Source organism: Luteibaculum oceani (genome assembly GCF_007995015.1).
In the GTDB taxonomy this organism is placed as follows: domain Bacteria; phylum Bacteroidota; class Bacteroidia; order Flavobacteriales_D; family Luteibaculaceae; genus Luteibaculum; species Luteibaculum oceani.
The window spans coordinates 225,344-246,016 of the sequence record NZ_VORB01000001.1 but is presented as its reverse complement, the minus strand read 5'-3'; the positions used below and the strand labels follow the sequence as shown (position 1 = coordinate 246,016).

The following is a 20,673-nucleotide window of genomic DNA, read 5'->3' as shown; positions in this document are numbered from 1 at the left end:
CCTAGCTTACTTGGTTGCAATCTCTTGGATCACAAGAAACATAGTGAAGACAGCTAAACATTGTTTCTAAACAATCTTTAGTTCCTCTCTGACCCATGATGTCAGCGCTTTTCTTTTTATCTAACTCAGTTACAAAAGATGCAACCTTTACGTCTGATAGTTTTAGTTTCTTTTTCATGATTATGGATTTTAATTGCCGATAGCAATATTATCGGTTACGTTTCCTGGGCCAATGGTTCCGTTTGTAGCACAGTAAACGATATCACATGTAACGTATGCATAGCAGCTATACATGGTTTCGTCGTTTACGCTAACAGATCCTTGACCTTTAATTGATTTCATTTTAGACGCTTCAAGGTTGGTCACAAAAGACTTAACCTTCAGGTCGTTAATTTTCAGCTTCTTTTTCATTTTAACCAGTATTACATCGGATCTCCGATACAATCAGTAATGTAACATGAAACGTAAGCTAAGCAGCTTCCACAAGTGTCCTTAGAAAAAGGAAGACCTCCTCCTTTAAGGTTATTCTTACTTGCGCTATTTAATTCGGTTACAAAAGATGCAACCTTCACGTCGTTTAATTTCAGCTTCTTTTTCATAACCAATTAGCTTGCTTGGATATCAATACAATCAGTGATGTAACAAGAAACATAAGCCATACAGCTGTACATGGTTTCACGAGTTCCACCACCGTTTACTTCTTTTTTAGCGTCCTTGTCTAATTCAGTTACAAAGGACTTCACTGATACTTGGTTTAACTTTAACTTCTTTTTCATTGGTTATTTGTTTTTGGTTAATAGTTACTTAAGAATTTTAGAGCAATCGATTTGATCGCCAGGTTTGGTAGCTAAACACTCCCATGCATTGCAAGAGATGTAGTCTTCTACACAACTTGCACCAGTTATATCGGTTGGGACTTTTCCTCCCTGACCTTTTAACTGATGACTTGCTTTTTTACCTAGTTCGGTAACAAAGCTTTTTACTTTTAAATCTTTTAGTTGCAGTTTCTTTTTCATAGCTGACAAACGGCACAAGCAGTTCTAAAAGTGTAGGCAGCTGTTAGGCAAGCGTCAACCTGAGAACATCTCTCGAAGGTTGGGATTTCTGGTTTCCCAGCTCCGCCTTTAACGTCTCTAGCTTGGTCTTTAAGCTCGGTAACAAAGCTTTCTACCTTAATTGAATTTAATTTCAGTTTCTTTTTCATAGTGGTGGATTAAACTGTGGTGCATCCTCTTGCGGTAATGCATGCATCATAAGCCGAGCAGAAAACAATTGAACATTGCTTAACAGTTGCTTTACCTCCCTGGATGTGGTCTGTTTTTTCAATTTGAGTTACAAAGCTTTCCACTTTGATCTTCTCAAGACTTAATTTCTTTTTCATGGGAACATGGAATAAAAAAAGCCAGAAAAGAAAATCTTTCCTGACTCATTAAGTGAAAATTAATTACCAATCGTCACAGTGGAACTCGCAAGTTCTACACATAGAGTGGTAAAGCGAAATTAATTTGCAGTTTCCTGTTGCACCACCTTTTACTTCTTTGGTAGCGTCAAGCTTGGTTACAAAGCTTTTAACTTCGATGTCCTTAAGATTAAGTTTCTTTTTCATCTTTCTGTTATTAGGGTTAGCATTGAATACTTATGGTGCGTGTGCAATCTCCCAAGGTAGGGTAGTTACCTGTTAAACAGCCATCTACTGTAGGGATTTTCCCTCCCCCTTTTATGCTGTCCTTAGAAGATTCTATGGAGGTTACAAAGCTTTTAACCTCGATGTCCTTTAGTGTTACTTTCTTTTTCATAATCAACAATCAATTAAGATCCCGTTTGGATACTGATGGTACCAGTGCAATTATTAAAGGTTGGATAGTTTCCAGTGAAACAACCATCTAGCGTAGGGATTTTTCCTCCACCTTTAATGTTGTCTTTAGAAGACTCAATAGAAGTTACAAAGCTCTTTACTTCGATCTCCTTTAAGGTTACCTTCTTTTTCATAGGTTATGGTTTTGATTTTGTTACTTCTTATTAGAGGGAATTAATCTGTGCAGGGCGCATTTACACTCGGGTAATACCCGGTAAAGCACCGGTAATGGATGGTGGGGAGTTTAATTTCCTTCCCGCCTTTTGCTATTTCCTGCTGGCTTTCATCCAAGCTAGTAACAAAGGATTTTATTTGTACTTCTTTTATACTTAGCTTCTTTTTCATCTCACTTATTTAAAATGACTATCCGTTTAATTGGAAGAAATTTGCCGAGCGAGTTTAGCGAAAATTGTTCCTAAATCTTCTTTAAACCACCGGTCAATTTTCCCCTTTTTGAATTTTATTCTTGAAATCCCATTCATCGAATTATTGGGTTGTTTTATCGATAAAGTAGGGCTGTATTTTTAATTGGATTGCTTTAGTTTTGGGGCTCCCAAAAGAAAAAGTAATGCTGAAAGAAACTTGTGATTCCATCGCTCAAAAATTGAAGGAGTTAGCTGTACCGACATCAAATGGATTTTATTGGAAAACCCTCCAATCGGGGCCAGAAGGGAAAACTGAACCGGGTTATAACGAGAGTATTTATCACGGGGTGAGCGGAATTGCGTATTTCCTTTTTGAATATGCAAAAGTAACGGGGCAAAAGCAGTATGGTACCCTTGCCGCGGACGCAATGAAGGCTTTGGTTAAGCATTTAGTGGGGAGCGATGATCATTTTTCACCAGCATTTTATACCGGACGAGTGGGAACGCTCTATACCCTTTTAAAAGGAAGGGAAAATGGCTTTTTAAACCAAGCGGATGACTTGGTGGATGAATTGCTTCCTTCTTTGGAAAAATTATCTCCAGATTCATTGGTGGTAGATGATCTTATCAACGGGAATTGCGGAATCGTTTTGGGACTACTTAAGTGTTATGAAATTTATCCTAATTCGAAATTTATTGAACTGACTGAAAGAATACTACCTCAGCTATTTAACAAAGCCTATTTTTCGAAAAAAGGAATTTATTGGGATCGAAGTAGGGATATAATAAACGGTTTGTGTGGGCTATCGCATGGTGCTGCTGGGTTTGCATTTGTTTTTTCTGAACTCTTCCGAGTAACAAAGAACCCCGTTTATCAAAAAATGGCCCTAGCAGCGATGGAGTACGAGCGTCAGCATTTTGTTTCTGACTGGCAGAATTGGCAGGACCTGAGAAAATCATACATGCTTCCCCGCGATGTAGAGCGCAACATAGGAAAACTTAAAGAAGGGGACACACAATTTTTTACCCTTGGAGCGGATATGAATGCTTGGTGTCACGGTGCCGCAGGTATTGGACTTCAGCGAATCTACAATTACAGCTTAATATCAGACTACCCCTATTTAAAAGAAGAAATTGATGCTGCCCTGAATAAAACCATTGAAACAGATGTAAAGCCCAGCGAAAGGGAAATGCAGATTTTGTGCCATGGAGGCGCCGGAAATGCTATGATTTTTATTGCCCAGTATCAGCAAAGTGGTGAGCCTAAATACCGCGAATTGGCGGTAAGCGTTTTAGAAAGTGAGATAAAAGAGGCAAAGCAGAGGGGGAATTTTAGATGTGGCTATGGCGTACCGGCTACGGTAACCGATCAGAGCCTTTTTATGGGAGAAACGGGGATAGCTTGGGCAATTCTAAGAACGCAATACCCAGATCAAATTGAGGATATTCTTTGTCCGGTTTTAAAAAATGAAACCATGTTGAATTCTAATTTAATAAGGGAATTTAGCGCTTCTCAGGCCTTCAATTTAATGTTGGAAAAATACAAGCTCGATGCTGCACCAAAACTGCAAGAGGCTTACACCTTTAATCTAGAATATCTGGAAAGGAATTTAGAAGCAAATGATTATCAAAAGGTAGCATTTGACGCCTGTCAAGAGTCCTTTGCTTTGAATCATGCCCACATGCTGCTACAGAATAAAGAGCCTATAGATAGTATCGAGGGTATTTCAATTAAACTGCCGAGCTATGTTCGTTTCTATGTAAAAGACGAAGAAGGGAAATTACAAGTTTCTGAAGGTCAGGGTATACGCTTTATGGATCTTCCAGACTTGGCAGCTGCCATTTTAGACAATCTGGCGCATGATGGCTACCAATTGCCAGCAACGGTTTTTGGAAAGATTTTTGAGGAGTACGAAATAGAAGGCGGCGAAGCCAAGGAAGTGGAAATTGCACTTGAAGGGCAATTAAAAGAAATGATCAACGCCGGGATGGTCTCCTATAAATCTAACTAACATGAGTTTAAGCAGATTATTACTCCTACTTCTTGTAGGCATTAGCACCAGGGCAGTTGCTCAATCTACAGCGGCATCTTTATTATGGTCGATTGAAGGCCAAGGAATTAAGAAATCATACATTTTTGGTACGGTGCACATGCTACCGGCAAAGGATTTTGCAATAAAGCCAAAAGTGAAAAGGGCTATACAGAAATCTGATATCATGGTTATGGAACTCGATCTGGATAACCCTATGGTCCAGGTTGAGCTTATGAAGGATATAAAACTTGAAAACGACGATAAACTAAGTAATTATCTAAGTGATGAAGATGCTGTGCTTTTGTCCAATTATATGGAAGACCACATTGGCTCACCGTTAAGTTCTTTTGATCACCTTAAACCCTTTTTTCTCACCTCTATGCTTATTCCTACCTACATAGAGGGTGATGTGGCCAGTTTCGAAAGACATTTGGTTGAAATTGCGCAAAGCCAAAAAATGGAAATCATTGGATTGGAGAAAGCAGAAGGGCAGCTTAAGATTTTTGATGAAATACCCATAGAAAAGCAACTTTCGCAAATTATGGATTTGGTCAAGGATAAGGGAGAAGCACAAAAGAAATTTGATGCTATTTTAAGTGCCTACAAAACCGAAGACATTCATCGTTTAGTGGCCACAACCTTGGAGCAAATAGGTGATGATAACTACCAGAAAGAGGCTGTTTTGTGGAATAGAAATAAAGACTGGGTAGAGAAAATTCCCCAGATGGCCGCCAAAGAAAAGTGTTTTATCGCAGTGGGTGCCGCGCATTTGGGCGGAGACCAGGGTGTTATTTCGCTTCTAAAAGAAAGGGGTTATACGTTAACCCCCATTATCAAGTAAAGCTTAGTGGATAACAGTGACTTTGCCAGTTAATGTTTGATTTCTATGTGACTCGGAGTAGAATTCAATATGCCAAACATAGGTTCCTATTGGAACTGGATTTCCTAAATAGCTTCCATCCCACTGAAAATTAGGGTCTTTACTGGAGAATATAAGCTCGCCCCATCTATTGAATATTTTGATGGAAAATGAGCCCTCTCTGATATAATCCGATGAAATAGAAAATGTTTCGTTTACTCCGTCTCCATTGGGCGTAAATGCTTCTGGAACATAAATCAGATGCTCTGGCTCAACTTTAAATATTAGGCTTGCAAACGAAGTACATTGAAATTTACTGAATAGTTCGGCAGAGATACGATAAACGCCAGTATCTGGTGGGAATTTATAAGAAATTTTGTCCAAGGCAGAGCGAACGAAAACGGTATCCTTTTCCCCGTAATATCGACTTAAAGTCCAAATAACATTGCTGAGTGGTGTATTGAGGTAGTTTAGCGTAAAAGTTGCCAAGCTATTTGTGGTAGTTAAACGCGTAGGGTCGACCACAATTTCTGCATCTGGTATGGGGTAAACTTCGAGGGTGTCTAGGTTGTAACTAAATGGACAGCCTGCCGAATTTTGTACATGGGCAGAAACTGGATAATTCCCTGGACTATAAATAATGTGGTTAAAACTCGTATTACCTGATAATCGTATTGCTGATCCTACAATCCACTGGATGTCTGAAAAGGTGTTGTTTGGTATGTTGTACTGGGTTAATAATGGAGAACAGCCTTTGATTGGACTTAAGGTTGGGTTAAAAGCTGGTTTTTTGTAGAACCAAACAGTTTTGCTTGCCGATTTAGGGGTGGAGCAATTGTCTGTTAAAGTCAGGGTAATGCTTTCTCCATTTAGACTGGTATCTGGAAAAAATTGGGTGGAAGCACCCGTAGCGCCATTAGACCATTGGTAAATATAGTTACCGTTTCCACCACTTGCGGTAGAATTAACAAATACACCCTCTCCAAAACAAACTGAATCGGGAGCACTAACAGTTGTAGTTAATGGAGGACTGTAGTTTAAAACGAAACTGATGTTTTCCGCAGTACACCCCTTATCATCGAAGGCTCCTAGGGTGTATGATCCTGCAGAATTAATTATCAAAGAATCGGAGGGGAGATTGGTTCCATTTAATTGGTAGGTAATATTTCCAAAACCCCCGGCGGAGTTCAGTTTAAGTCTTAGTGTTTGCCCATCGCAAATGGTGGTGTCTAATATGGGTTGGAGGATAAGCGCCGACGGCTGATTTATAAAAATGTTCGCACTGCTATTGCAGCCTGCGCTGTCGCTAACGTTTACCGATACCGTTCCCTGATCTAGATTGGATATTTGGTTTGAAGTTGCACCTATACTCCAAAGGATGTCTAGCGGGGCAACACCAGAATTTATTGTAACCGTAGCCGTGCCATCTTTTGCATTGTAGCAAGAGATATCTGTTTTGCTTAGGGAAATACTGGGACTAGGGATGTTCTTAATAGTAAAGGTACTATCCACTTGGCACCCTTGGGCGTCGACAATGGAGAAAAGGTAAGAACCAGCTGTTGAATTTAATAAGGAAGTATCTGGTGCTGGAGATTGATCCCAAAGGAAATTAAAGGGAGGGGTACCTCCATTAATATTGCTAATGATAATCTTTCCATTGCTTTTGTCGCAATTTTCCGGAATTTGATTTCCATTGAAGACAATGGCTGGAGGTGCAGTTAAAGTAATAGGCTGCGTTGCATAGTTGCACCCGTTTTTATCGGTCACAGTAATAGTGTAAGTGCCTGGGCCTAGGTTGTTAACCCTATGTCCCGAAACGGTTCCAGTGCTTGGAGAAATACTCAGGTTATAGCCGTAATTAAAGGGGATACCTCCTGCTGGAAATACCTCTATCCATCCATCAGTGTAATTACCACAGCTCGGATTGGAGCTGCTTGCCGTTTGCGTTTCGGAAATCGCATTGGGTTCAAAAACTTGGTGTGTTACGCTGGCACTACAACCGAGGTCATCAGATACTTGAACTCCGTAAGAACCAGCAGATAAGTTATTTCTCGTTCCGGGTAAACTACCGCCGGGGTTCCAGTTGAAAGTGTGTCCAGAGCCAGAACCACCTATAACCACTGTTGTTAAGGATCCATTAGAACCACCATTGCAGAGCAAACTATCCCAATCGGCAAGGGCTTTTAAGGTATCTACTACCGTAACCCAACCTGTATCGTACTGCACACAAGCTCCAGGAGCCATGTAGTATACAGGATATGCTCCGCTGCCAACTGCAGTAGGGGTGAAATTCCCTGCGCTATCGATATAGCTCATAGGTTTCCATTTTCCTCCTCCGGGAGAACCGGTTAATTGTTGCATATTGCCTTCTGGACAAAAGGAAGGAGTTGCATTAACCGATCCCTGAATGCTTCCTGCTACGGTGATGATTAAACTATCATAATCCCCACATTCGTTATCAATGAGGTGGTAGATTTTGTGATTTCCAGCACCAGCTAGTCCAGGATCAAAGGTGGAGAAATTGGTATCTGCAATACCTGGTCCATACCAATTTCCTCCTGGTGTTACTGAGGTGAGTTTAAATGGATCGTCTAATACGCAGATGTAACCGGGGTCGTTAATGGCTGCATCAAATTCACTATTAACCGCAATTTCAATACTATCGGCGCTAGGGCATAATTTATCAAAGCGATATTTTATCCAATAATTTCCCGGATTTACGGAACCGGGAGAAAAAATACCTTCGGCGTTAACACCAGTACCCGACCAAATACCTCCTTTTCGTGCCACTACTAAGGTGTCGTCCTTTTGATTGGTACAATAAGGTCCAGCTGGTTGTATGGTAGCATCGTAGATAGGTTCAACTTGAATAATAGTTGTATCGTAAGCCAAACATCCTCCCAAATTTTCTGCCGTTACGATATACTCAAATGTTCCAGAGTCGTTTACGGTGAATTTGAAACCATCTATAACCTCGTTATTCCAAGTTACTCCAGTAAAATATCCATCTGCCGTTAGTGTGAATTCACTACCCAGGCAAAGTAAGGTGTCGGGAGGCGCGATAACCGAAACGCTGTCGGCATTTAGTTGCTGATTTACCGAAGCTTCGCAACCGTTATCATCCCGTACTGTTATTGTGTACAACCCAGTATCTAATCCGGTAAATGAACCGTTGGAGGTGAAAGGCTGATTATTAATGGAAAACTCGTATCCGGGAGTACCTCCGGTTGCCGATACATTTATCTCACCATCTTGGTTTTCCAAACAACTCAGGTCTAGAAATGCATCGACGGTAATTTCCAATAATTCGGGTTGTTCTATTTTCACCGAATCCTTCATAAGACAACCCTGGTCATCTCCTACGGTTAAAACATAGGTTCCCGCACCTACAAAAATGGTGTCGTTGGTAGAGCCACCAGGAGTCCAGGTGCTGTTATAATTTCCAACTCCACCCGACAAAATAGAAGTAGCCATTCCATCGGTTCCACCAAAGCAGCTGACATCTTCCTTTTCAAATTCAATTCTTATGGGATCAGGCTCCTGGATATCGAAATTAATATCGTCTTCGCACCCGTATTTATCGGTAACAGTAACGGTGTAATTTCCCTGACAAAGCGAGGAATCGAATGCTGCTGTAGATCCATTATTCCAGGAAAAAGTGAAGGGAGCTGTACCGGCATTTGCTGAAATATTTGCAACTCCATTACAGCTATCTGCACAAAGAATATGTTTGGTTTGTGCAATTGCATTAACCTGTTCTCGGAAAATTACAACCAATGAATCTTTTACATTGATTACATCGCCATTACAGATTTCGTAATCGATTTCCACATATACCTTTTCTTCTACTTGGCCGGCATCAGATTGGCAGTAGTTTATCTTTTCTGAGTTACCGATAACCTGACCAAAATGGTCGGTCCAGGTTATTTCGTAATTGGGGTTTCCGTTTGGAGTAAAACGCCAACCTTCATTAGATGCCACCCAAGAGCCTGTATTTCTGCCGGGAGGGGCTATTCCCTGATTTCCTGCACCATTTTGAATACCTATGGTTGCCCTACCTCCGTTCCAACCAGAACATCTTGGTTTATCTTTTATATAGACTTCAATAACATTGGTGGTTTCGTACAGTACAATTTGTTGGGTGGTGCGCAGATTATTACAACTGAAATGAGGTACATCTTTGAAGTTTACCACAAAAGTTCGGCAGGGGTAGGATCCTAGTACGGAGTAATTGATGTCTGGATTTCCTACACTGGGATCTAAATCGTGGAAAGCCCCATTAATGGAGTTTCGATATAAACCACCTCCTGTATTTACGCCAATGGGACAGGTTGGATTGTTGTTTGAAGGGATATTTTCATCATGCGCCCAGCAACAATTTCCGTTTGCATAGCCAGCATTAAATGATATACAGCCATTTGCACCTACCACTAATTGGCTAAAGGTGTTTCCGTAGAAACAAAAATCGAATGGGAGGTTGATTAAACCACTAAAAATATCGTCGCTACCTACAAATAATGCATTTCCACCACTAAATGAAAAGGGGGGAGCGTAGGGAACCGATTCTACCTTGTAGGTATTCGTGGCTCCAGTTTTTAAAACGCTGGCCTCTAGATCTACACATTTTACACCACATTCAGTAACAACGGTATCCAAACCAGCCAATAGGGTGGAATCGGTTGGAATTCCGCTCACATTTGGACATCCAGGATATGGGGTTTGTCCATAAGTAACTGAATAACAGAGGATAAAGATTAGTAGGGTAAAGTAATGGGGTTTAAACATTATTGCAACTGGGCCAGTTTATACTTGGCAGTCGAAATTTCTGAAAAATAGTTGTTTAAACCCCTTAAATTGCTTGGTTCATTATTGAAAACCAAACTTTAAGAAATCCACTGAACGTCCTTGAAATCGGGCTTTCTTTTTTCTAAGAATGCGTTTCTACCTTCCTTGGCTTCATCGGTCATGTAAGCGAGGCGAGTAGCTTCACCTGCAAACACTTGTTGCCCTACCATTCCGTCATCCGTAAGGTTCATGGCAAACTTTAGCATCTTAATAGAGGTGGGAGATTTCGCTAAAATTTCTCTAGCCCACTCAACTGCGGTGTCTTCTAATTCGGCATGTGGAATAACGGCATTTACCATGCCCATTTCGTAAGCTTCCTGAGCGGAGTAATTTCTACCCAAGAAAAATATTTCTCTAGCCTTCTTTTGGCCTACCATTTTTGCCAGGTACGCAGAACCATAGCCTCCATCGAAGGAAGTAACATCGGCATCAGTTTGTTTAAAGATGGCATGCTCTTTACTCGCAAGGGTTAAATCGCAAACTACGTGAAGACTGTGTCCACCGCCAACGGCCCATCCTGGTACCACAGCAATAACCACTTTAGGCATAAACCTAATAAGTCGTTGCACTTCTAATATGTTAAGTCTGTGTCTACCGTCGTCTCCAACATAGCCTTTGTGGCCGCGAGCTTTTTGGTCGCCACCGCTACAAAAAGAATACACTCCATCTTTTGGAGAAGGACCTTCTGCCGAAAGCAATACTACCCCAATGGTAGGGTCTTCGTGAACTTGATAAAATGCATCGTATAGCTCGGAGGTGGTTTTAGGTCTGAAAGCATTTCGTACCTCAGGACGATTAAATGCAATGCGGGCAATTCCTCCGCTTCTTTTAAACGTAATGTCTTCGTATTCCTTAACAGTTTCCCACTTTACTTGCGCCATGAATAAAATTTTGGGTGAAAATACTTATTCCGAGTAATAAATACTTAGGATTTAATTAACTCTAGCGCCGCTGAGTTAATGCAATATCTTAAACCCGTTGGAGGAGGTCCATCTGGGAATACATGACCTAGATGCGCATCGCAGCAGTTGCATACCGTTTCTACCCGTTCCATTCCAAAAGAGTAATCAACATGATATTTGATTGCGTTATCTGAGATGGGTTGGGTAAAACTGGGCCATCCCGATTGGGAGTCGAATTTTATTTTGGAACTAAATAGTGGGGTTTTGCAACACACACAAGCATAGTCTCCATTTTCATAGGAGCTACAATGCTCTCCAGTAAATGGACGTTCGGTACCGGACTTTCTGGTTACCCGGTATTGTTCTTCTGTAAGCTGCGCCCTCCAATCTTCATCCGGTTTGGATATTTTCTTAGCAGGTGGAGGAGTTCCTTCCTTAGCGAGTTTTAATACTTTATTCCAATCCATACATATAAAACCATTTGATGGGTTTTGTGTTTAGCCCATTTTTAAAATTATTTTGTCCATCCAGCTATCTGGTATCCATTTTCTGAAGAAAATAGCAGGCTTGGCCATATATCCAGCCACGTATCTAGTTTTTGGATTATTACTTTTTATGGCCTTAGAGATAAGATCGGCAATTAGCTCTGGGTCAGAGGCTTTACGCGTGTAAATTTTTTCTGTGGCATTTGCTATACGATGTGCCAGAACTCCATAGGGCCCATCACCGGATCTTTCCAGTAGAGGGTTTTTCATAACCTCATCGAACTCGGTTTTTATAGCTCCGGGCTCTATAATTACCACGTTTATTCCAAAAGGTTTTAATTCTAGCCTTAAACTGTCGCTCCATCCCTCCAAGGCATGTTTTGTTGCGTGGTACCAAGAACCAAGTGGCGTATATATTTTGCCGGCCATAGAAGACAGATTTATAATGGTGCCCTCACCTTTTTCGCGCATTTTGGGGAGTACTAATTGGGTTAGCCTAGCTAGTCCAAATAGGTTAACCTCAAATTGTCTCCTTGCGTCTTCTATGCGGGTATCTTCCATGGCTCCGTATATGGCATATCCTGCATTATTAATCAAGACATCAATAGCTTCGTGTTTAGCCAATATATGTCCAACGACATTCTGAATATCCCCTTCCTTTGTAATATCCAAGGTGTATGGTCTGGCACCTTTAGCTTTAAGATCATCCATTTTATTTAGCCTCCGAGCGGCGGTATAAACGATGTGGCCATCTTCTATAAGTTTAAACGCGGTAGCTTTCCCAATTCCCGAGGATGCACCGGTGATTAAAACAATTTTTTGCTTCGCCATGTATGCCTGTTTGATTTACAATGCTACACGCTTTGTCCTTTTGCGCTGTACAAAACCGCGATAATTCTTGTTAAAGGATAAAATGGCTGGAAAAAAAAATCCCCACTACCGAATGGTAAATGGGGATTTAAATGGGTAATTGTAGGGTTAGTGTATCACTAACTTTTTGGTGGTGCTGTAGCCAGCTTCCGTACTTATTTTGGCGAAGTATATTCCAGAGGCCAGATGCGAAACGTCTATGTTTCCGATGTGGTTATTAAGTCCCATAACTTCGCTTCCATTACCATTAAAAATCTTAACAGCTTGTATTTTATCGTCGTTTGATGAGAATACAATTTGAAAAGAATCATCTGCAGGATTTGGAAAAAGAACTAAATCCGACTCCATATTTAACTCATTAATATTGGTAGAAGTGGCGAATTGAGGAGTGGCATAAAGGGCCATTTCATTTCCGGTAAAGCCAGAGAAGAACAATCGATTATTGGCAATGTTGGCCTGATTTTTCTGGGTTAATTTTCCTTCATATCCAGTGTGGATAAGCTGGGTTTTATTGTTTTCTAAGTCCAGAATTAGGAAATCAACATTTTTACCAAAAAACGGGTCTGTTTTGGTGTAAACCAGTAGGCGTTTATCATCAATTTTTATCAAGCCATTAAATAGGTTGTTTCCGGAGTATACCTCTTCTAATTCTTGTGTTTCGAGGTTTAAGCGATACAGATTGTTGTCGTACTGATCTGGATTTTCATCAGGTGAGCCCAGGAAATACATGTGCTCATTAATGGTGCATAAAAATCCGTTTAGCTGGCCACCATTCGCCGTTAAGTTGATTTGCGTTACGCGCTCAGCATCCAAACCATCTTTGGTAGTTCGGTATAAGTGCCTGGTAACGCGATCTTCGCCATAGGCATAAAAATAAAGGTGACCTTTATACCAAACGAAGTTTTGCGGCATAATGTAATCGACGTTCATGGTGATTTCTCCACCGTTGTCCAGAAAGTACTGCTTGTAAAGGGTTTTAACCTTAACCGCATCGTTGGCATTTCCTTTACTCATATACAGGGCTACCTCATGATAATTAAGCGAGCCGTATTTGTTAAGGAAGAAAATAAGGGTGTCGTTGGTGGTAGGTTGGTAGCAGAAGTTATAAAAATGGTCTTCATTAGGGATGGTATCGTAAAAATCGCCCGGCAATAAAGGTACCCAATTGGGGTCGGTATCGGAATGATAAACGGCAATTCCTCCTTGGTTAAGATAAAAGCTATTGTCGTTTCTAATACCGGTAATCCAGCTGTTTTTAAAAGGAATGGTGTTCCCATTAAAGGCAAGGAGGGTATCTTCGCCAAAAACACTGAGTGCTCCAGAATTAACATCGTAACTAGCGATAAATCCTTCTTTGCTAGAAAGATCTCCGTTATAGTTCAAATAGATTTTATCGTCGGTGCTATGAATGAATTCCGCACCTAGATTTTGATCATTGGTAAGCTGCTCAAGGTCTTTGGTTTCCGCGTTAAAACGGAAAAGATCTATTCCATTCTTGTACAGCGTAAAGTAAATGTGCTGGTTGTGGATTAGGTGAGATTTTCCAAAAATCCAACCATCTGAGTTCCAGCTATAATCTGGAAGTTTATATCCGGTACTAGGGAGAGATAGCTCTATAGTATTTTGGTTTTCATCAACGTAAAAAATCTTTTCAACGCGATTATAGGTATCAACTTCAATTGCAATTAAATCCGTTCCGTTACTGAAGAGGCCGTTATGAGCGAGCATTATTTCCCCGGTAACAGAATTTAGGACCGGTTCTGCCTCTTGTGCGTGTCCTGCAATGGAGAAAAATCCAAAGCAACAGGCTGCGATAAGAGATTTAAGTTTCATGGTATTGTGATTTTGAGGGATTTAGAATTGATTGGTTTTATTCGAGGTTCTTACACTAGATGGCGATAAGGATGGGATTTCAGTTATGTGGGAAATTATGCGTTCCACTGGCCCAAAATCAGGCGCAGATCCCGAACCCTGAAAATAAGACACCTTTACAGGAACGTATGGAGGACGAATGTTTCCATAAAAGTCTTCGTAGGGGACATTATTTTCAGGCATTATGGGTGCTTTGTCGATAAGAGGCGAGTTTTTAGTTGGAGTGATGTCCCATTTTGTGGGATCCGAGTTGCTGATGTCCTGTAACTTTGCATCGGCTGGATTGTAATAGGTAAGATTCGCCTTCCTATAATCTCGGTGCAAGGGGTAGCCATTGTTCATATCATTATCGTCGGCACCAGATTGAATGCGGGCAACGTTTAATCCTGTGTTTTTAATAATGGGTTGCAAAACTACATTCCCAATAAGCACCCCTTCATATTGATCCTGAAGAATCGGAATTCCATTACTGCGACAACCGTCGCAATTCATTCTAATCCCCACATCTATTGGGCGAACAACTAAATTATGTGCAATGCTTATGGTTTTTTCACCTATGCTATTGGCACCGTATGCGAATGACTTATTTAGGTTGATGGTGTGGGTGTTTATGGCTGCGTGGTATTTCCCTTTTGGCCATGCTCCGGTATGTCCACTTTCTACAAGGTAATTATTGAAAATTCTAAGGTTACCCGATGGCCTGGCCTGGATTCCCCATCCTGATCCCCGATAAATTAGATTGTTGAAAATATCTCCGCTGGCTCCTTCTCCAATTATTATTCCCGATTTATGAGAATCGTGGTCTTTGGTTCCGTAATTGTATATCTCGTTGTGACTCACCACAAAATTGTGCGCTCTTGATATTTGGATAGCATCCCAACCACAGTCCTCAATAATGTTGTTTTGAATTTGAACATTATCAATGTAGTGCGGCTTTATTACATTGGTTGATTGATTTACCGTTTGCTTTTTGATATCAATCAGCTCGCCTGTGTAGTCATTAAAAGATAGTTCAATTTGAGTTTTGATCATGCAGGGAGTTTTATTCCCCTTTGAAGTTTCTCCGATATAAATGGCTTCACCAGATGCATTGGATATGCGGCAATTCCGCACAAAAACATCTTGCATCAAAAATGTTTTTTCAGAATAATAAACCACACTATCTACGCAAATAGCATTCGATTTAAATAAAAATGCAGGACTATTTAGGCTGTCTGGAATATTTGGATTTACATCTGCCCAAACTCGATTAACATCGATAAAACTACTTCCTTTTTCAGCTTTTATAGACTGGCCGGCTTTCTTTATTCTAATTTGAATTCCGTAGAATCTATCGTCCGATTTGTTAGTACTTACCCCGTTACCATTAATTTTTATGAATTTGCAGTTGTTGAGGTAAATCCCGTATGTATGGTCGGGGTTTATATTAATAACCGTATTGTATGGATTGGCAATTTCTATTGGTAATCCCGGAGCACCCACCACATTATTAAGCTGTAAGTGTATTCTAGAGTTGTCCGTTGAATTTGGGTCGGGCAAAAGTACGAGCCGGTCACCAGGTAAAATTGGGGTGGTAATGGGGTTTCCTACCGGAGGATTGTAATAGTAGGTATTGTTTGAAATAATGTTTACTGAATGATGGACATAAATGTTTTTACCTAGTAGTGGTAAGGCAAAAAACGTCCATGCAAGTATTGCAAAGATTGGTTTCATAGAGGGTTATGGTCGGTAATAATTGGCGGCAAATTTAAAATAAAATCCCTTTATAGTCAGGTTAAGATGGATTACCTCGCAATCCTACCCCTTTAAAGTTGTTCTAATTAGCTGGTATAGAAGAGTATACTGGGTATTTGGTTTAATTTCCTAGCATCAACTTTTTAGCCTCCGAAAATGAAGTGACTGGCTTTTTACATACCCGTTTTTCACAAACGTAAATAGCCTCTTCCCTTTTGTCGGTTAGCATCGGAACTTCAGCATTTCCGTGAAGTAACAGCTTGTTAAAAATGGGATAGCGGGCAATATTTTCAATAATTTTTGGCTCGGGGATGCCAATTACTGCAATCTCAAAAAATTTGTGGTGCTCCCAGTTTATTATTCTAAGCCAATTGACATACCCTGTGGGATATGACTCTATATCCGAAGATAACTGATTAGCCATTTTAACAGCTTCGTCCACCCAGTCGGTTTTGTAATAGATAATGCCAAGTTTGTACTTTGCTTGAGCCAGCAGCGCGTTGGGAGATGGAGTTACATTATCCGATTTACTCAGGGTTGGAGTAATAAGGGTTGCGTCCAACCCACTGGGTCTATCGGGGTAAAACCCATTCATTTTTTCAAATTTCTCCTCTACTATTTCCAGGAGCTTTTTAGCCGTGGAAATGTATTGCTGCGATCCCGTTACTTCGTAAGTTTTTATCAGTGCTTGGATTAAAGCTGCGTAATCTTCTAAGAAATCTGCATCTTTTCTTCCTCCTTCTTTATAGTAATGGTAAAGTCTTTTATCCTTTTCATTAAAGCATTGGTCGAGGAGAAATCTCAAGGTGTTTTCTGCCATATCCAGAAACTCAGGATTACCAAAAGAAATGTAAGCTTCTAATAAACCCTCCACGGTATAGGCGTTCCAAGAGCAAATTTGTTTGTCGTCTAGCCCTGGTCTTACTCTGTTTGCTCGCAGCTTTAGCAGTTTTGACTTTAAATCTGAAATAGATGAGGGTTCTTTATGAAGTATTTCTAGAGATTGATCGGTTAAAAGCGGGATATAGTTTCCATGTTCCCAATATCCATGCTGATTGAAATTGAAGTAGCTGGTGGCTAGTTCCAATTTGGATTCCGAAAGCGAATTTTCAAGTTCTTCTCTAGTCCAAACGTAAAATTTACCTTCTTCACCTTCGCTATCGGCATCAAGGGCTGCATAAAATCCGCCATTTTGATGCAACATTTCCCGTTTTAGCCAATCAATTATCCCTGAAACGGTTGTTTTAAATAGTGGGTCTGCCGAAACGCGATAAGCTTTGGAATACACCGATAGCAATTGGCCGTTATCGTACAGCATTTTCTCAAAATGGGGAACTTTCCAGTTTTCATCTGTGCTGTAGCGCGCAAAACCACCACCAACATGGTCGTAAATCCCACCCATTGCCATTTTCTTTAAAGTGAAAAGTACATGGGCTTTTAATTCTTCTTTTCCAGGTGAACAGGCGTACTCCAATAAAAAATCCCATTCTGCTGGCATAGGGAATTTTGGTGCTCCATTATGTCCGCCATTTTTTTTGTCGAAGGATTTTTCAATGGTTGTAATCTGGTCTTTTAGCCAGTTGGTGTCAACATTTGTGTTGTTGGCCTTTGGATTTATAAGCGTATGCTGTTTAATAGCTGAGGTTAAACTTTCTGCGTATTCAATGACCTTATCTGGAGTTTGTCGGTACATATTGGCCAGTTGTTCCAGTACATCCACCCACTGATTTTTTCTAAAATAGGTGCCACCATAAATAGGTCGGCCGTCGGGTAGAGTGAAACAATTTAGTGGCCAACCACCTTGTTGGGTCATAATTTGAACAGCCGTCATGTAAATCTCGTCCACGTCGGGCCTTTCCTCCCTATCTACTTTAATGCAGATAAAATTGTCATTCATAAGTTTAGCCACCGCAGTATCTTCGAAGGATTCGTGCTCCATAACATGGCACCAATGGCAAGAAGAGTAGCCAATAGAAACCAACACCAATTTATTTTCCTTTTTGGCTTTTTCGAAAGCTTCTTGGCCCCATGGTAACCAATCAACTGGGTTGTGAGCGTGCTGGAGCAAGTAGGGACTTGCCTCGTTGATTAGCGCATTGGTGTATTCCTTTCTTGGAGAAGTAGGGGTTTGTTTTTCTTGGTCCATGGTTTGCTTGGGAGGTTGACAGGAAGTAATGAAAATAGTCGATAGAACGATTAATCTCAGTTTCATATCGCTAAGTTCTTTATTTCTATGCTTAAACCTAAATAATGTAGTAGGATACAATTATCCGCGATCTGGAGGAAAGTCTTGCTACTGGGCTAATTTGTTTAGCATGCCCTGGAAAACGTAGCCGTGCAAGGGGGATACTGCCCACCAGTACAATCGTCCCATTACACCGAGCGGTCGGAAAGTAGCTTCTTGATAAAGGATGCCATTTTCGATTCTAAATTCCAGCCACGCATCGCCTGGAACCTTCATTTCGGCAAAGAGCAAGAGGCGCTTTTTCTCTTTGTCGGCTAAAATAACCCGCCAAAAGTCTAAGGCGTCGCCATTTGCAATTTTAGTGGGATGTGTTCTTCCACGTCGTAAGCCAACTCCTCCGAAAATTTTATCCACGAAACCTCGAATCCGCCATAAAAAATTGCCAGCATACCAACCATTTTTACCTCCAATACTCCAAATCTTTTCAAGGGTTTGCGCTTCGGAGATTACTGGCTTCTGTCTTTTATCAAACAGGCATCCATTGGTGGGAACCTCTATATAATTTGCAATATCCTGTTTAAAGGGACCGCTATTTAGGGAGTCTTTCCAACTGGATACAACAATGTTTTGATCAATTTTATCGAAGGTTCTACGTAGCGAGGCTTCGTAGGTTCTCGGCGTAATGTTTAGTATGTCCTTTAGCCTCTCCTCCTTGCAAATTACCTCCACCCGCATGGAGTCGACAAGAGAAACAGCTAATTTATAGGAGGTTGAGGTGACAAAGTAAAGCCAGTAGGAGGAAAGTCTGGGGGTCATAACTGGCACGATACCAATATATCTTTTCAATCCACGGACCTTAGCATATCCCAAAAGCATTTCCTTATAGGTAAGTACATCGGCGCCGCCAATATCAAATGTTTTGTTGAAGGTTTCACTTTGGTTTAAGCATCCAAAAAGAAAAGAGAGTACATCTGCTATCCCTATGGGTTGGCATCTAGTGTTCAGCCATTTGGGAGCTATCATTATCGGCAGTTTTTCCACCAAATCACGAATAATTTCAAAAGATGCAGACCCAGAACCTACTATTATTCCTGCTCTTAATGTGGTAAGGCTGTAGGTGCCCCTGGATAGGATTTCTTCTACCTGTTTTCTGGAGCTTAAATGTTTTGATAACTCATCAGCATTGGCAAGTCCAGACAAATAAATCACCTGTTTAATTCCAATGTAGCTTGACCATTGGGCAAAGTTTTTTGCTGCTTGTGCTTCTAATTCATCAAAGTTTTCAGTTGATGATGACATAGAATGAACTAGGTAGTACGCTATGTCGGCTTTGATGTTGTTTTTTAAAGTTTCCGCTTTTAATAGATCAGCTTCATAAATTTCAATGGAGTCCTCGTATCCCCGTGGAGCCTGAAATCTATTCCTATCTCGTGCCATGCATATTACTTCGTGGCCCTCCTCTAATAATAGGGGGAGTAGTCTTTTTCCAATATACCCGGTAGCGCCGGTTAGTAATATTTTCATGAATAATATTTAGATAAATATCATTTTTTATTCGATAAAATCAAATAATTAAAAAGGAGTGCTATATATTGGTGATCTCAAGTTCCTTGGTCACCTTTTGCGAACACGCTTATTAGGTTAATGTTCAAATTGATCAAGGGAACCTTGGATAAGTAATTAAATAAAAAAAGCCGCCTGATATCAGGCGGCTTCGTAACTACTAATCCCCTACAAACTAGTATGTTACAACAGGATTAAGCTGTTTAGCTTGGGAAACAAATCCTTCTACCTGGCTTTTCCCAGGAACTGTTCTTGTGATTTTTTTAGCGGCCTGAATTTCCACCAGTTTCTCATGCAGGTTTTCAGGGTTACGGTTGCGGAGTTCCTTAATGGTATCCACTCCCGAAGCCTTCAGCAATTCTGCGAACTGGCTTCCAACCCCCTTTATTCTAAAGAGGTCTGCCATATTTACAAAGTCCAAGATTTTTCCTTCATCAATTCCGCTTTCTGCAGCTAGGGTTTTTCTTCCTGCTTTGGTACTACCTTTTTCAAGTAGTGCTTCAACGGTCTTTACTCCAGCTTTCGCTAGTTTTTCTGATAGTGCTGGTCCTATCCCTTCAATTTCTGAGATTTTCTTGCTCATGGTGATTTATATTTATGTGATTAAAAACCAAATTTTCCTTTTAGCATTCCGCCAATTTTATTTCCTATAGCTCCTCCAACCAAGTCTTTAATTCCAGATTCAGAATTGGTGGGAGCGTCTTCTTTGTTGTTTATAAACTTAAAAACCATGGGAATTAGCTGCTCGCTAATCGCTTTACTAATGCTTGGGCTCAATCCAAGTTTGTTAATAAGACTATTTCCGTAATTACCTATTATTCCTTGCACCAGTCCGCTTTGGGATCCCTGAGAAAAGGCGTTTTTCAAAATCCCGAAGTTCCCTGACTTAACCTCGCTGGTAATGCCGTCCATTACACTTTCCTTAGCTAGGTCTAAAGCCTTTTCTTGCTGTTGTCCGTTTAAGTCGAACCCCCCTAGAAGGTCGCCGCCCTTTTCTTTTAGTGCTTGTTTTATTAAATCTTGAATCATCCTCAGTTTTTATATATTAGTACCTCTAAACTATTTATTTTCTGTGCAAATAATGCAGATATATATATGTTTGAAG

Annotated in this window: 23 protein-coding genes; 2 read left to right on the top strand and 21 right to left on the bottom strand. The window is 40.6% G+C overall.

Annotated features, from left to right (window positions below):
* Window position 1: 1 nt before the first annotated feature.
* From FRX97_RS12230 to FRX97_RS12200, 11 genes are all read right to left on the bottom strand, one after another.
* Window positions 2-178, bottom strand: a complete 177-nt coding sequence (locus tag FRX97_RS12230) for a pinensin family lanthipeptide (RefSeq protein WP_170226969.1) — start codon at window positions 176-178, stop codon at window positions 2-4.
* An 11-nt stretch (window positions 179-189) separates the two neighbouring features.
* On the bottom strand, window positions 190-411 hold the full coding sequence (locus FRX97_RS01015; protein WP_147012469.1) for a pinensin family lanthipeptide: 222 nt from the start codon (window positions 409-411) through the stop codon (window positions 190-192).
* An 11-nt stretch (window positions 412-422) separates the two neighbouring features.
* On the bottom strand, window positions 423-599 hold the full coding sequence (locus FRX97_RS12225) for a pinensin family lanthipeptide (protein WP_170226968.1): 177 nt from the start codon (window positions 597-599) through the stop codon (window positions 423-425).
* Between the two features lie 6 nt (window positions 600-605).
* A complete protein-coding gene (locus FRX97_RS12220) occupies window positions 606-776 on the bottom strand; it encodes a pinensin family lanthipeptide (protein WP_170226967.1) in 171 nt (56 codons plus the stop codon).
* 24 nt (window positions 777-800) lie between these two features.
* Window positions 801-1,016, bottom strand: a complete 216-nt coding sequence (locus FRX97_RS01010) for a pinensin family lanthipeptide (protein ID WP_147012467.1) — start codon at window positions 1,014-1,016, stop codon at window positions 801-803.
* Entirely contained in the window at window positions 1,013-1,204 is a 192-nt protein-coding gene (locus FRX97_RS01005; RefSeq protein ID WP_147012465.1) for a pinensin family lanthipeptide, read from the bottom strand. The genes FRX97_RS01010 and FRX97_RS01005 overlap by 4 nt, the downstream gene beginning before the upstream one ends.
* A 9-nt stretch (window positions 1,205-1,213) precedes the next feature.
* Window positions 1,214-1,381 carry a pinensin family lanthipeptide gene (locus FRX97_RS12215; protein WP_170226966.1) on the bottom strand — a complete coding sequence of 56 codons (168 nt, stop codon included), beginning with the start codon at window positions 1,379-1,381 and terminating at the stop codon, window positions 1,214-1,216.
* 63 nt (window positions 1,382-1,444) lie between these two features.
* Window positions 1,445-1,606, bottom strand: coding sequence for a pinensin family lanthipeptide (locus tag FRX97_RS12210; protein ID WP_170226965.1), 162 nt, complete (start codon window positions 1,604-1,606; stop codon window positions 1,445-1,447).
* A 16-nt stretch (window positions 1,607-1,622) separates the two neighbouring features.
* The gene (locus FRX97_RS12205) at window positions 1,623-1,796 is read right to left on the bottom strand and encodes a pinensin family lanthipeptide (RefSeq protein WP_170226964.1); all 174 of its coding nucleotides are present in this window, start codon (window positions 1,794-1,796) and stop codon (window positions 1,623-1,625) included.
* A 13-nt stretch (window positions 1,797-1,809) separates the two neighbouring features.
* Entirely contained in the window at window positions 1,810-1,989 is a 180-nt protein-coding gene (locus FRX97_RS01000; RefSeq protein ID WP_147012464.1) for a pinensin family lanthipeptide, read from the bottom strand.
* Between the two features lie 40 nt (window positions 1,990-2,029).
* Window positions 2,030-2,200 (bottom strand): pinensin family lanthipeptide, encoded by a 171-nt coding sequence (locus tag FRX97_RS12200; RefSeq protein ID WP_170226963.1) that lies wholly within the window; start codon window positions 2,198-2,200, stop codon window positions 2,030-2,032.
* A gap of 223 nt (window positions 2,201-2,423) precedes the next feature.
* Here FRX97_RS12200 and FRX97_RS00995 point away from each other — a divergent pair, with 223 nt between their 5' ends.
* Together FRX97_RS00995 and FRX97_RS00990 are read left to right on the top strand one after the other, a co-directional pair.
* Window positions 2,424-4,232: a lanthionine synthetase LanC family protein gene (locus FRX97_RS00995; protein ID WP_147012462.1), complete on the top strand. Its 1,809-nt coding sequence runs from the start codon at window positions 2,424-2,426 to the stop codon at window positions 4,230-4,232.
* Window position 4,233: 1 nt separating this feature from the next.
* A complete protein-coding gene (locus FRX97_RS00990) occupies window positions 4,234-5,094 on the top strand; it encodes a TraB/GumN family protein (protein WP_147012459.1) in 861 nt (286 codons plus the stop codon).
* A 3-nt stretch (window positions 5,095-5,097) separates the two neighbouring features.
* Here FRX97_RS00990 and FRX97_RS00985 read toward each other — a convergent pair whose 3' ends face one another.
* The 10 genes from FRX97_RS00985 to FRX97_RS00940 form a co-directional block, all read right to left on the bottom strand.
* Window positions 5,098-9,897, bottom strand: a complete 4,800-nt coding sequence (locus FRX97_RS00985; RefSeq protein WP_147012457.1) for a T9SS type B sorting domain-containing protein — start codon at window positions 9,895-9,897, stop codon at window positions 5,098-5,100.
* 98 nt (window positions 9,898-9,995) lie between these two features.
* Window positions 9,996-10,838 (bottom strand): 1,4-dihydroxy-2-naphthoyl-CoA synthase, encoded by an 843-nt coding sequence (locus FRX97_RS00980; protein WP_147012456.1) that lies wholly within the window; start codon window positions 10,836-10,838, stop codon window positions 9,996-9,998.
* A 44-nt stretch (window positions 10,839-10,882) separates the two neighbouring features.
* Window positions 10,883-11,326 carry a peptide-methionine (R)-S-oxide reductase MsrB gene (gene msrB / locus FRX97_RS00975; protein WP_147012454.1) on the bottom strand — a complete coding sequence of 148 codons (444 nt, stop codon included), beginning with the start codon at window positions 11,324-11,326 and terminating at the stop codon, window positions 10,883-10,885.
* A gap of 30 nt (window positions 11,327-11,356) precedes the next feature.
* Entirely contained in the window at window positions 11,357-12,175 is an 819-nt protein-coding gene (locus tag FRX97_RS00970; RefSeq protein WP_147012452.1) for an oxidoreductase, read from the bottom strand.
* 147 nt (window positions 12,176-12,322) lie between these two features.
* Window positions 12,323-14,047, bottom strand: coding sequence for a T9SS type A sorting domain-containing protein (locus FRX97_RS00965; RefSeq protein WP_147012450.1), 1,725 nt, complete (start codon window positions 14,045-14,047; stop codon window positions 12,323-12,325).
* A 21-nt stretch (window positions 14,048-14,068) separates the two neighbouring features.
* Window positions 14,069-15,799, bottom strand: coding sequence for a right-handed parallel beta-helix repeat-containing protein (locus FRX97_RS00960; RefSeq protein WP_147012448.1), 1,731 nt, complete (start codon window positions 15,797-15,799; stop codon window positions 14,069-14,071).
* Window positions 15,800-15,941: 142 nt separating this feature from the next.
* Window positions 15,942-18,032, bottom strand: a complete 2,091-nt coding sequence (locus FRX97_RS00955) for a thioredoxin domain-containing protein (RefSeq protein ID WP_147012446.1) — start codon at window positions 18,030-18,032, stop codon at window positions 15,942-15,944.
* Window positions 18,033-18,113: 81 nt separating this feature from the next.
* On the bottom strand, window positions 18,114-19,529 hold the full coding sequence (locus FRX97_RS00950) for an SDR family oxidoreductase (protein WP_147012444.1): 1,416 nt from the start codon (window positions 19,527-19,529) through the stop codon (window positions 18,114-18,116).
* A 214-nt stretch (window positions 19,530-19,743) separates the two neighbouring features.
* Entirely contained in the window at window positions 19,744-20,151 is a 408-nt protein-coding gene (locus tag FRX97_RS00945; protein ID WP_147012442.1) for a DUF4332 domain-containing protein, read from the bottom strand.
* A 20-nt stretch (window positions 20,152-20,171) separates the two neighbouring features.
* Window positions 20,172-20,597 carry a hypothetical protein gene (locus tag FRX97_RS00940; RefSeq protein WP_147012440.1) on the bottom strand — a complete coding sequence of 142 codons (426 nt, stop codon included), beginning with the start codon at window positions 20,595-20,597 and terminating at the stop codon, window positions 20,172-20,174.
* Window positions 20,598-20,673 lie beyond the last annotated feature (76 nt).

What these genes read in the sequence shown, in the direction of transcription:
- FRX97_RS12230 (WP_170226969.1), bottom strand. Translation starts at nt 178, where the DNA reads ATGAAAAAGAAACTAAAACTATCAGACGTAAAGGTTGCATCTTTTGTA.
- FRX97_RS01015 (WP_147012469.1), bottom strand. Translation starts at nt 411, where the DNA reads ATGAAAAAGAAGCTGAAAATTAACGACCTGAAGGTTAAGTCTTTTGTG.
- FRX97_RS12225 (WP_170226968.1), bottom strand. Translation starts at nt 599, where the DNA reads ATGAAAAAGAAGCTGAAATTAAACGACGTGAAGGTTGCATCTTTTGTA.
- FRX97_RS12220 (WP_170226967.1), bottom strand. Translation starts at nt 776, where the DNA reads ATGAAAAAGAAGTTAAAGTTAAACCAAGTATCAGTGAAGTCCTTTGTA.
- FRX97_RS01010 (WP_147012467.1), bottom strand. Translation starts at nt 1,016, where the DNA reads ATGAAAAAGAAACTGCAACTAAAAGATTTAAAAGTAAAAAGCTTTGTT.
- FRX97_RS01005 (WP_147012465.1), bottom strand. Translation starts at nt 1,204, where the DNA reads ATGAAAAAGAAACTGAAATTAAATTCAATTAAGGTAGAAAGCTTTGTT.
- FRX97_RS12215 (WP_170226966.1), bottom strand. Translation starts at nt 1,381, where the DNA reads ATGAAAAAGAAATTAAGTCTTGAGAAGATCAAAGTGGAAAGCTTTGTA.
- FRX97_RS12210 (WP_170226965.1), bottom strand. Translation starts at nt 1,606, where the DNA reads ATGAAAAAGAAACTTAATCTTAAGGACATCGAAGTTAAAAGCTTTGTA.
- FRX97_RS12205 (WP_170226964.1), bottom strand. Translation starts at nt 1,796, where the DNA reads ATGAAAAAGAAAGTAACACTAAAGGACATCGAGGTTAAAAGCTTTGTA.
- FRX97_RS01000 (WP_147012464.1), bottom strand. Translation starts at nt 1,989, where the DNA reads ATGAAAAAGAAGGTAACCTTAAAGGAGATCGAAGTAAAGAGCTTTGTA.
- FRX97_RS12200 (WP_170226963.1), bottom strand. Translation starts at nt 2,200, where the DNA reads ATGAAAAAGAAGCTAAGTATAAAAGAAGTACAAATAAAATCCTTTGTT.
- FRX97_RS00995 (WP_147012462.1), top strand. Translation starts at nt 2,424, where the DNA reads ATGCTGAAAGAAACTTGTGATTCCATCGCTCAAAAATTGAAGGAGTTA.
- FRX97_RS00990 (WP_147012459.1), top strand. Translation starts at nt 4,234, where the DNA reads ATGAGTTTAAGCAGATTATTACTCCTACTTCTTGTAGGCATTAGCACC.
- FRX97_RS00985 (WP_147012457.1), bottom strand. Translation starts at nt 9,897, where the DNA reads ATGTTTAAACCCCATTACTTTACCCTACTAATCTTTATCCTCTGTTAT.
- FRX97_RS00980 (WP_147012456.1), bottom strand. Translation starts at nt 10,838, where the DNA reads ATGGCGCAAGTAAAGTGGGAAACTGTTAAGGAATACGAAGACATTACG.
- msrB (WP_147012454.1), bottom strand. Translation starts at nt 11,326, where the DNA reads ATGGATTGGAATAAAGTATTAAAACTCGCTAAGGAAGGAACTCCTCCA.
- FRX97_RS00970 (WP_147012452.1), bottom strand. Translation starts at nt 12,175, where the DNA reads ATGGCGAAGCAAAAAATTGTTTTAATCACCGGTGCATCCTCGGGAATT.
- FRX97_RS00965 (WP_147012450.1), bottom strand. Translation starts at nt 14,047, where the DNA reads ATGAAACTTAAATCTCTTATCGCAGCCTGTTGCTTTGGATTTTTCTCC.
- FRX97_RS00960 (WP_147012448.1), bottom strand. Translation starts at nt 15,799, where the DNA reads ATGAAACCAATCTTTGCAATACTTGCATGGACGTTTTTTGCCTTACCA.
- FRX97_RS00955 (WP_147012446.1), bottom strand. Translation starts at nt 18,032, where the DNA reads ATGAAACTGAGATTAATCGTTCTATCGACTATTTTCATTACTTCCTGT.
- FRX97_RS00950 (WP_147012444.1), bottom strand. Translation starts at nt 19,529, where the DNA reads ATGAAAATATTACTAACCGGCGCTACCGGGTATATTGGAAAAAGACTA.
- FRX97_RS00945 (WP_147012442.1), bottom strand. Translation starts at nt 20,151, where the DNA reads ATGAGCAAGAAAATCTCAGAAATTGAAGGGATAGGACCAGCACTATCA.
- FRX97_RS00940 (WP_147012440.1), bottom strand. Translation starts at nt 20,597, where the DNA reads ATGATTCAAGATTTAATAAAACAAGCACTAAAAGAAAAGGGCGGCGAC.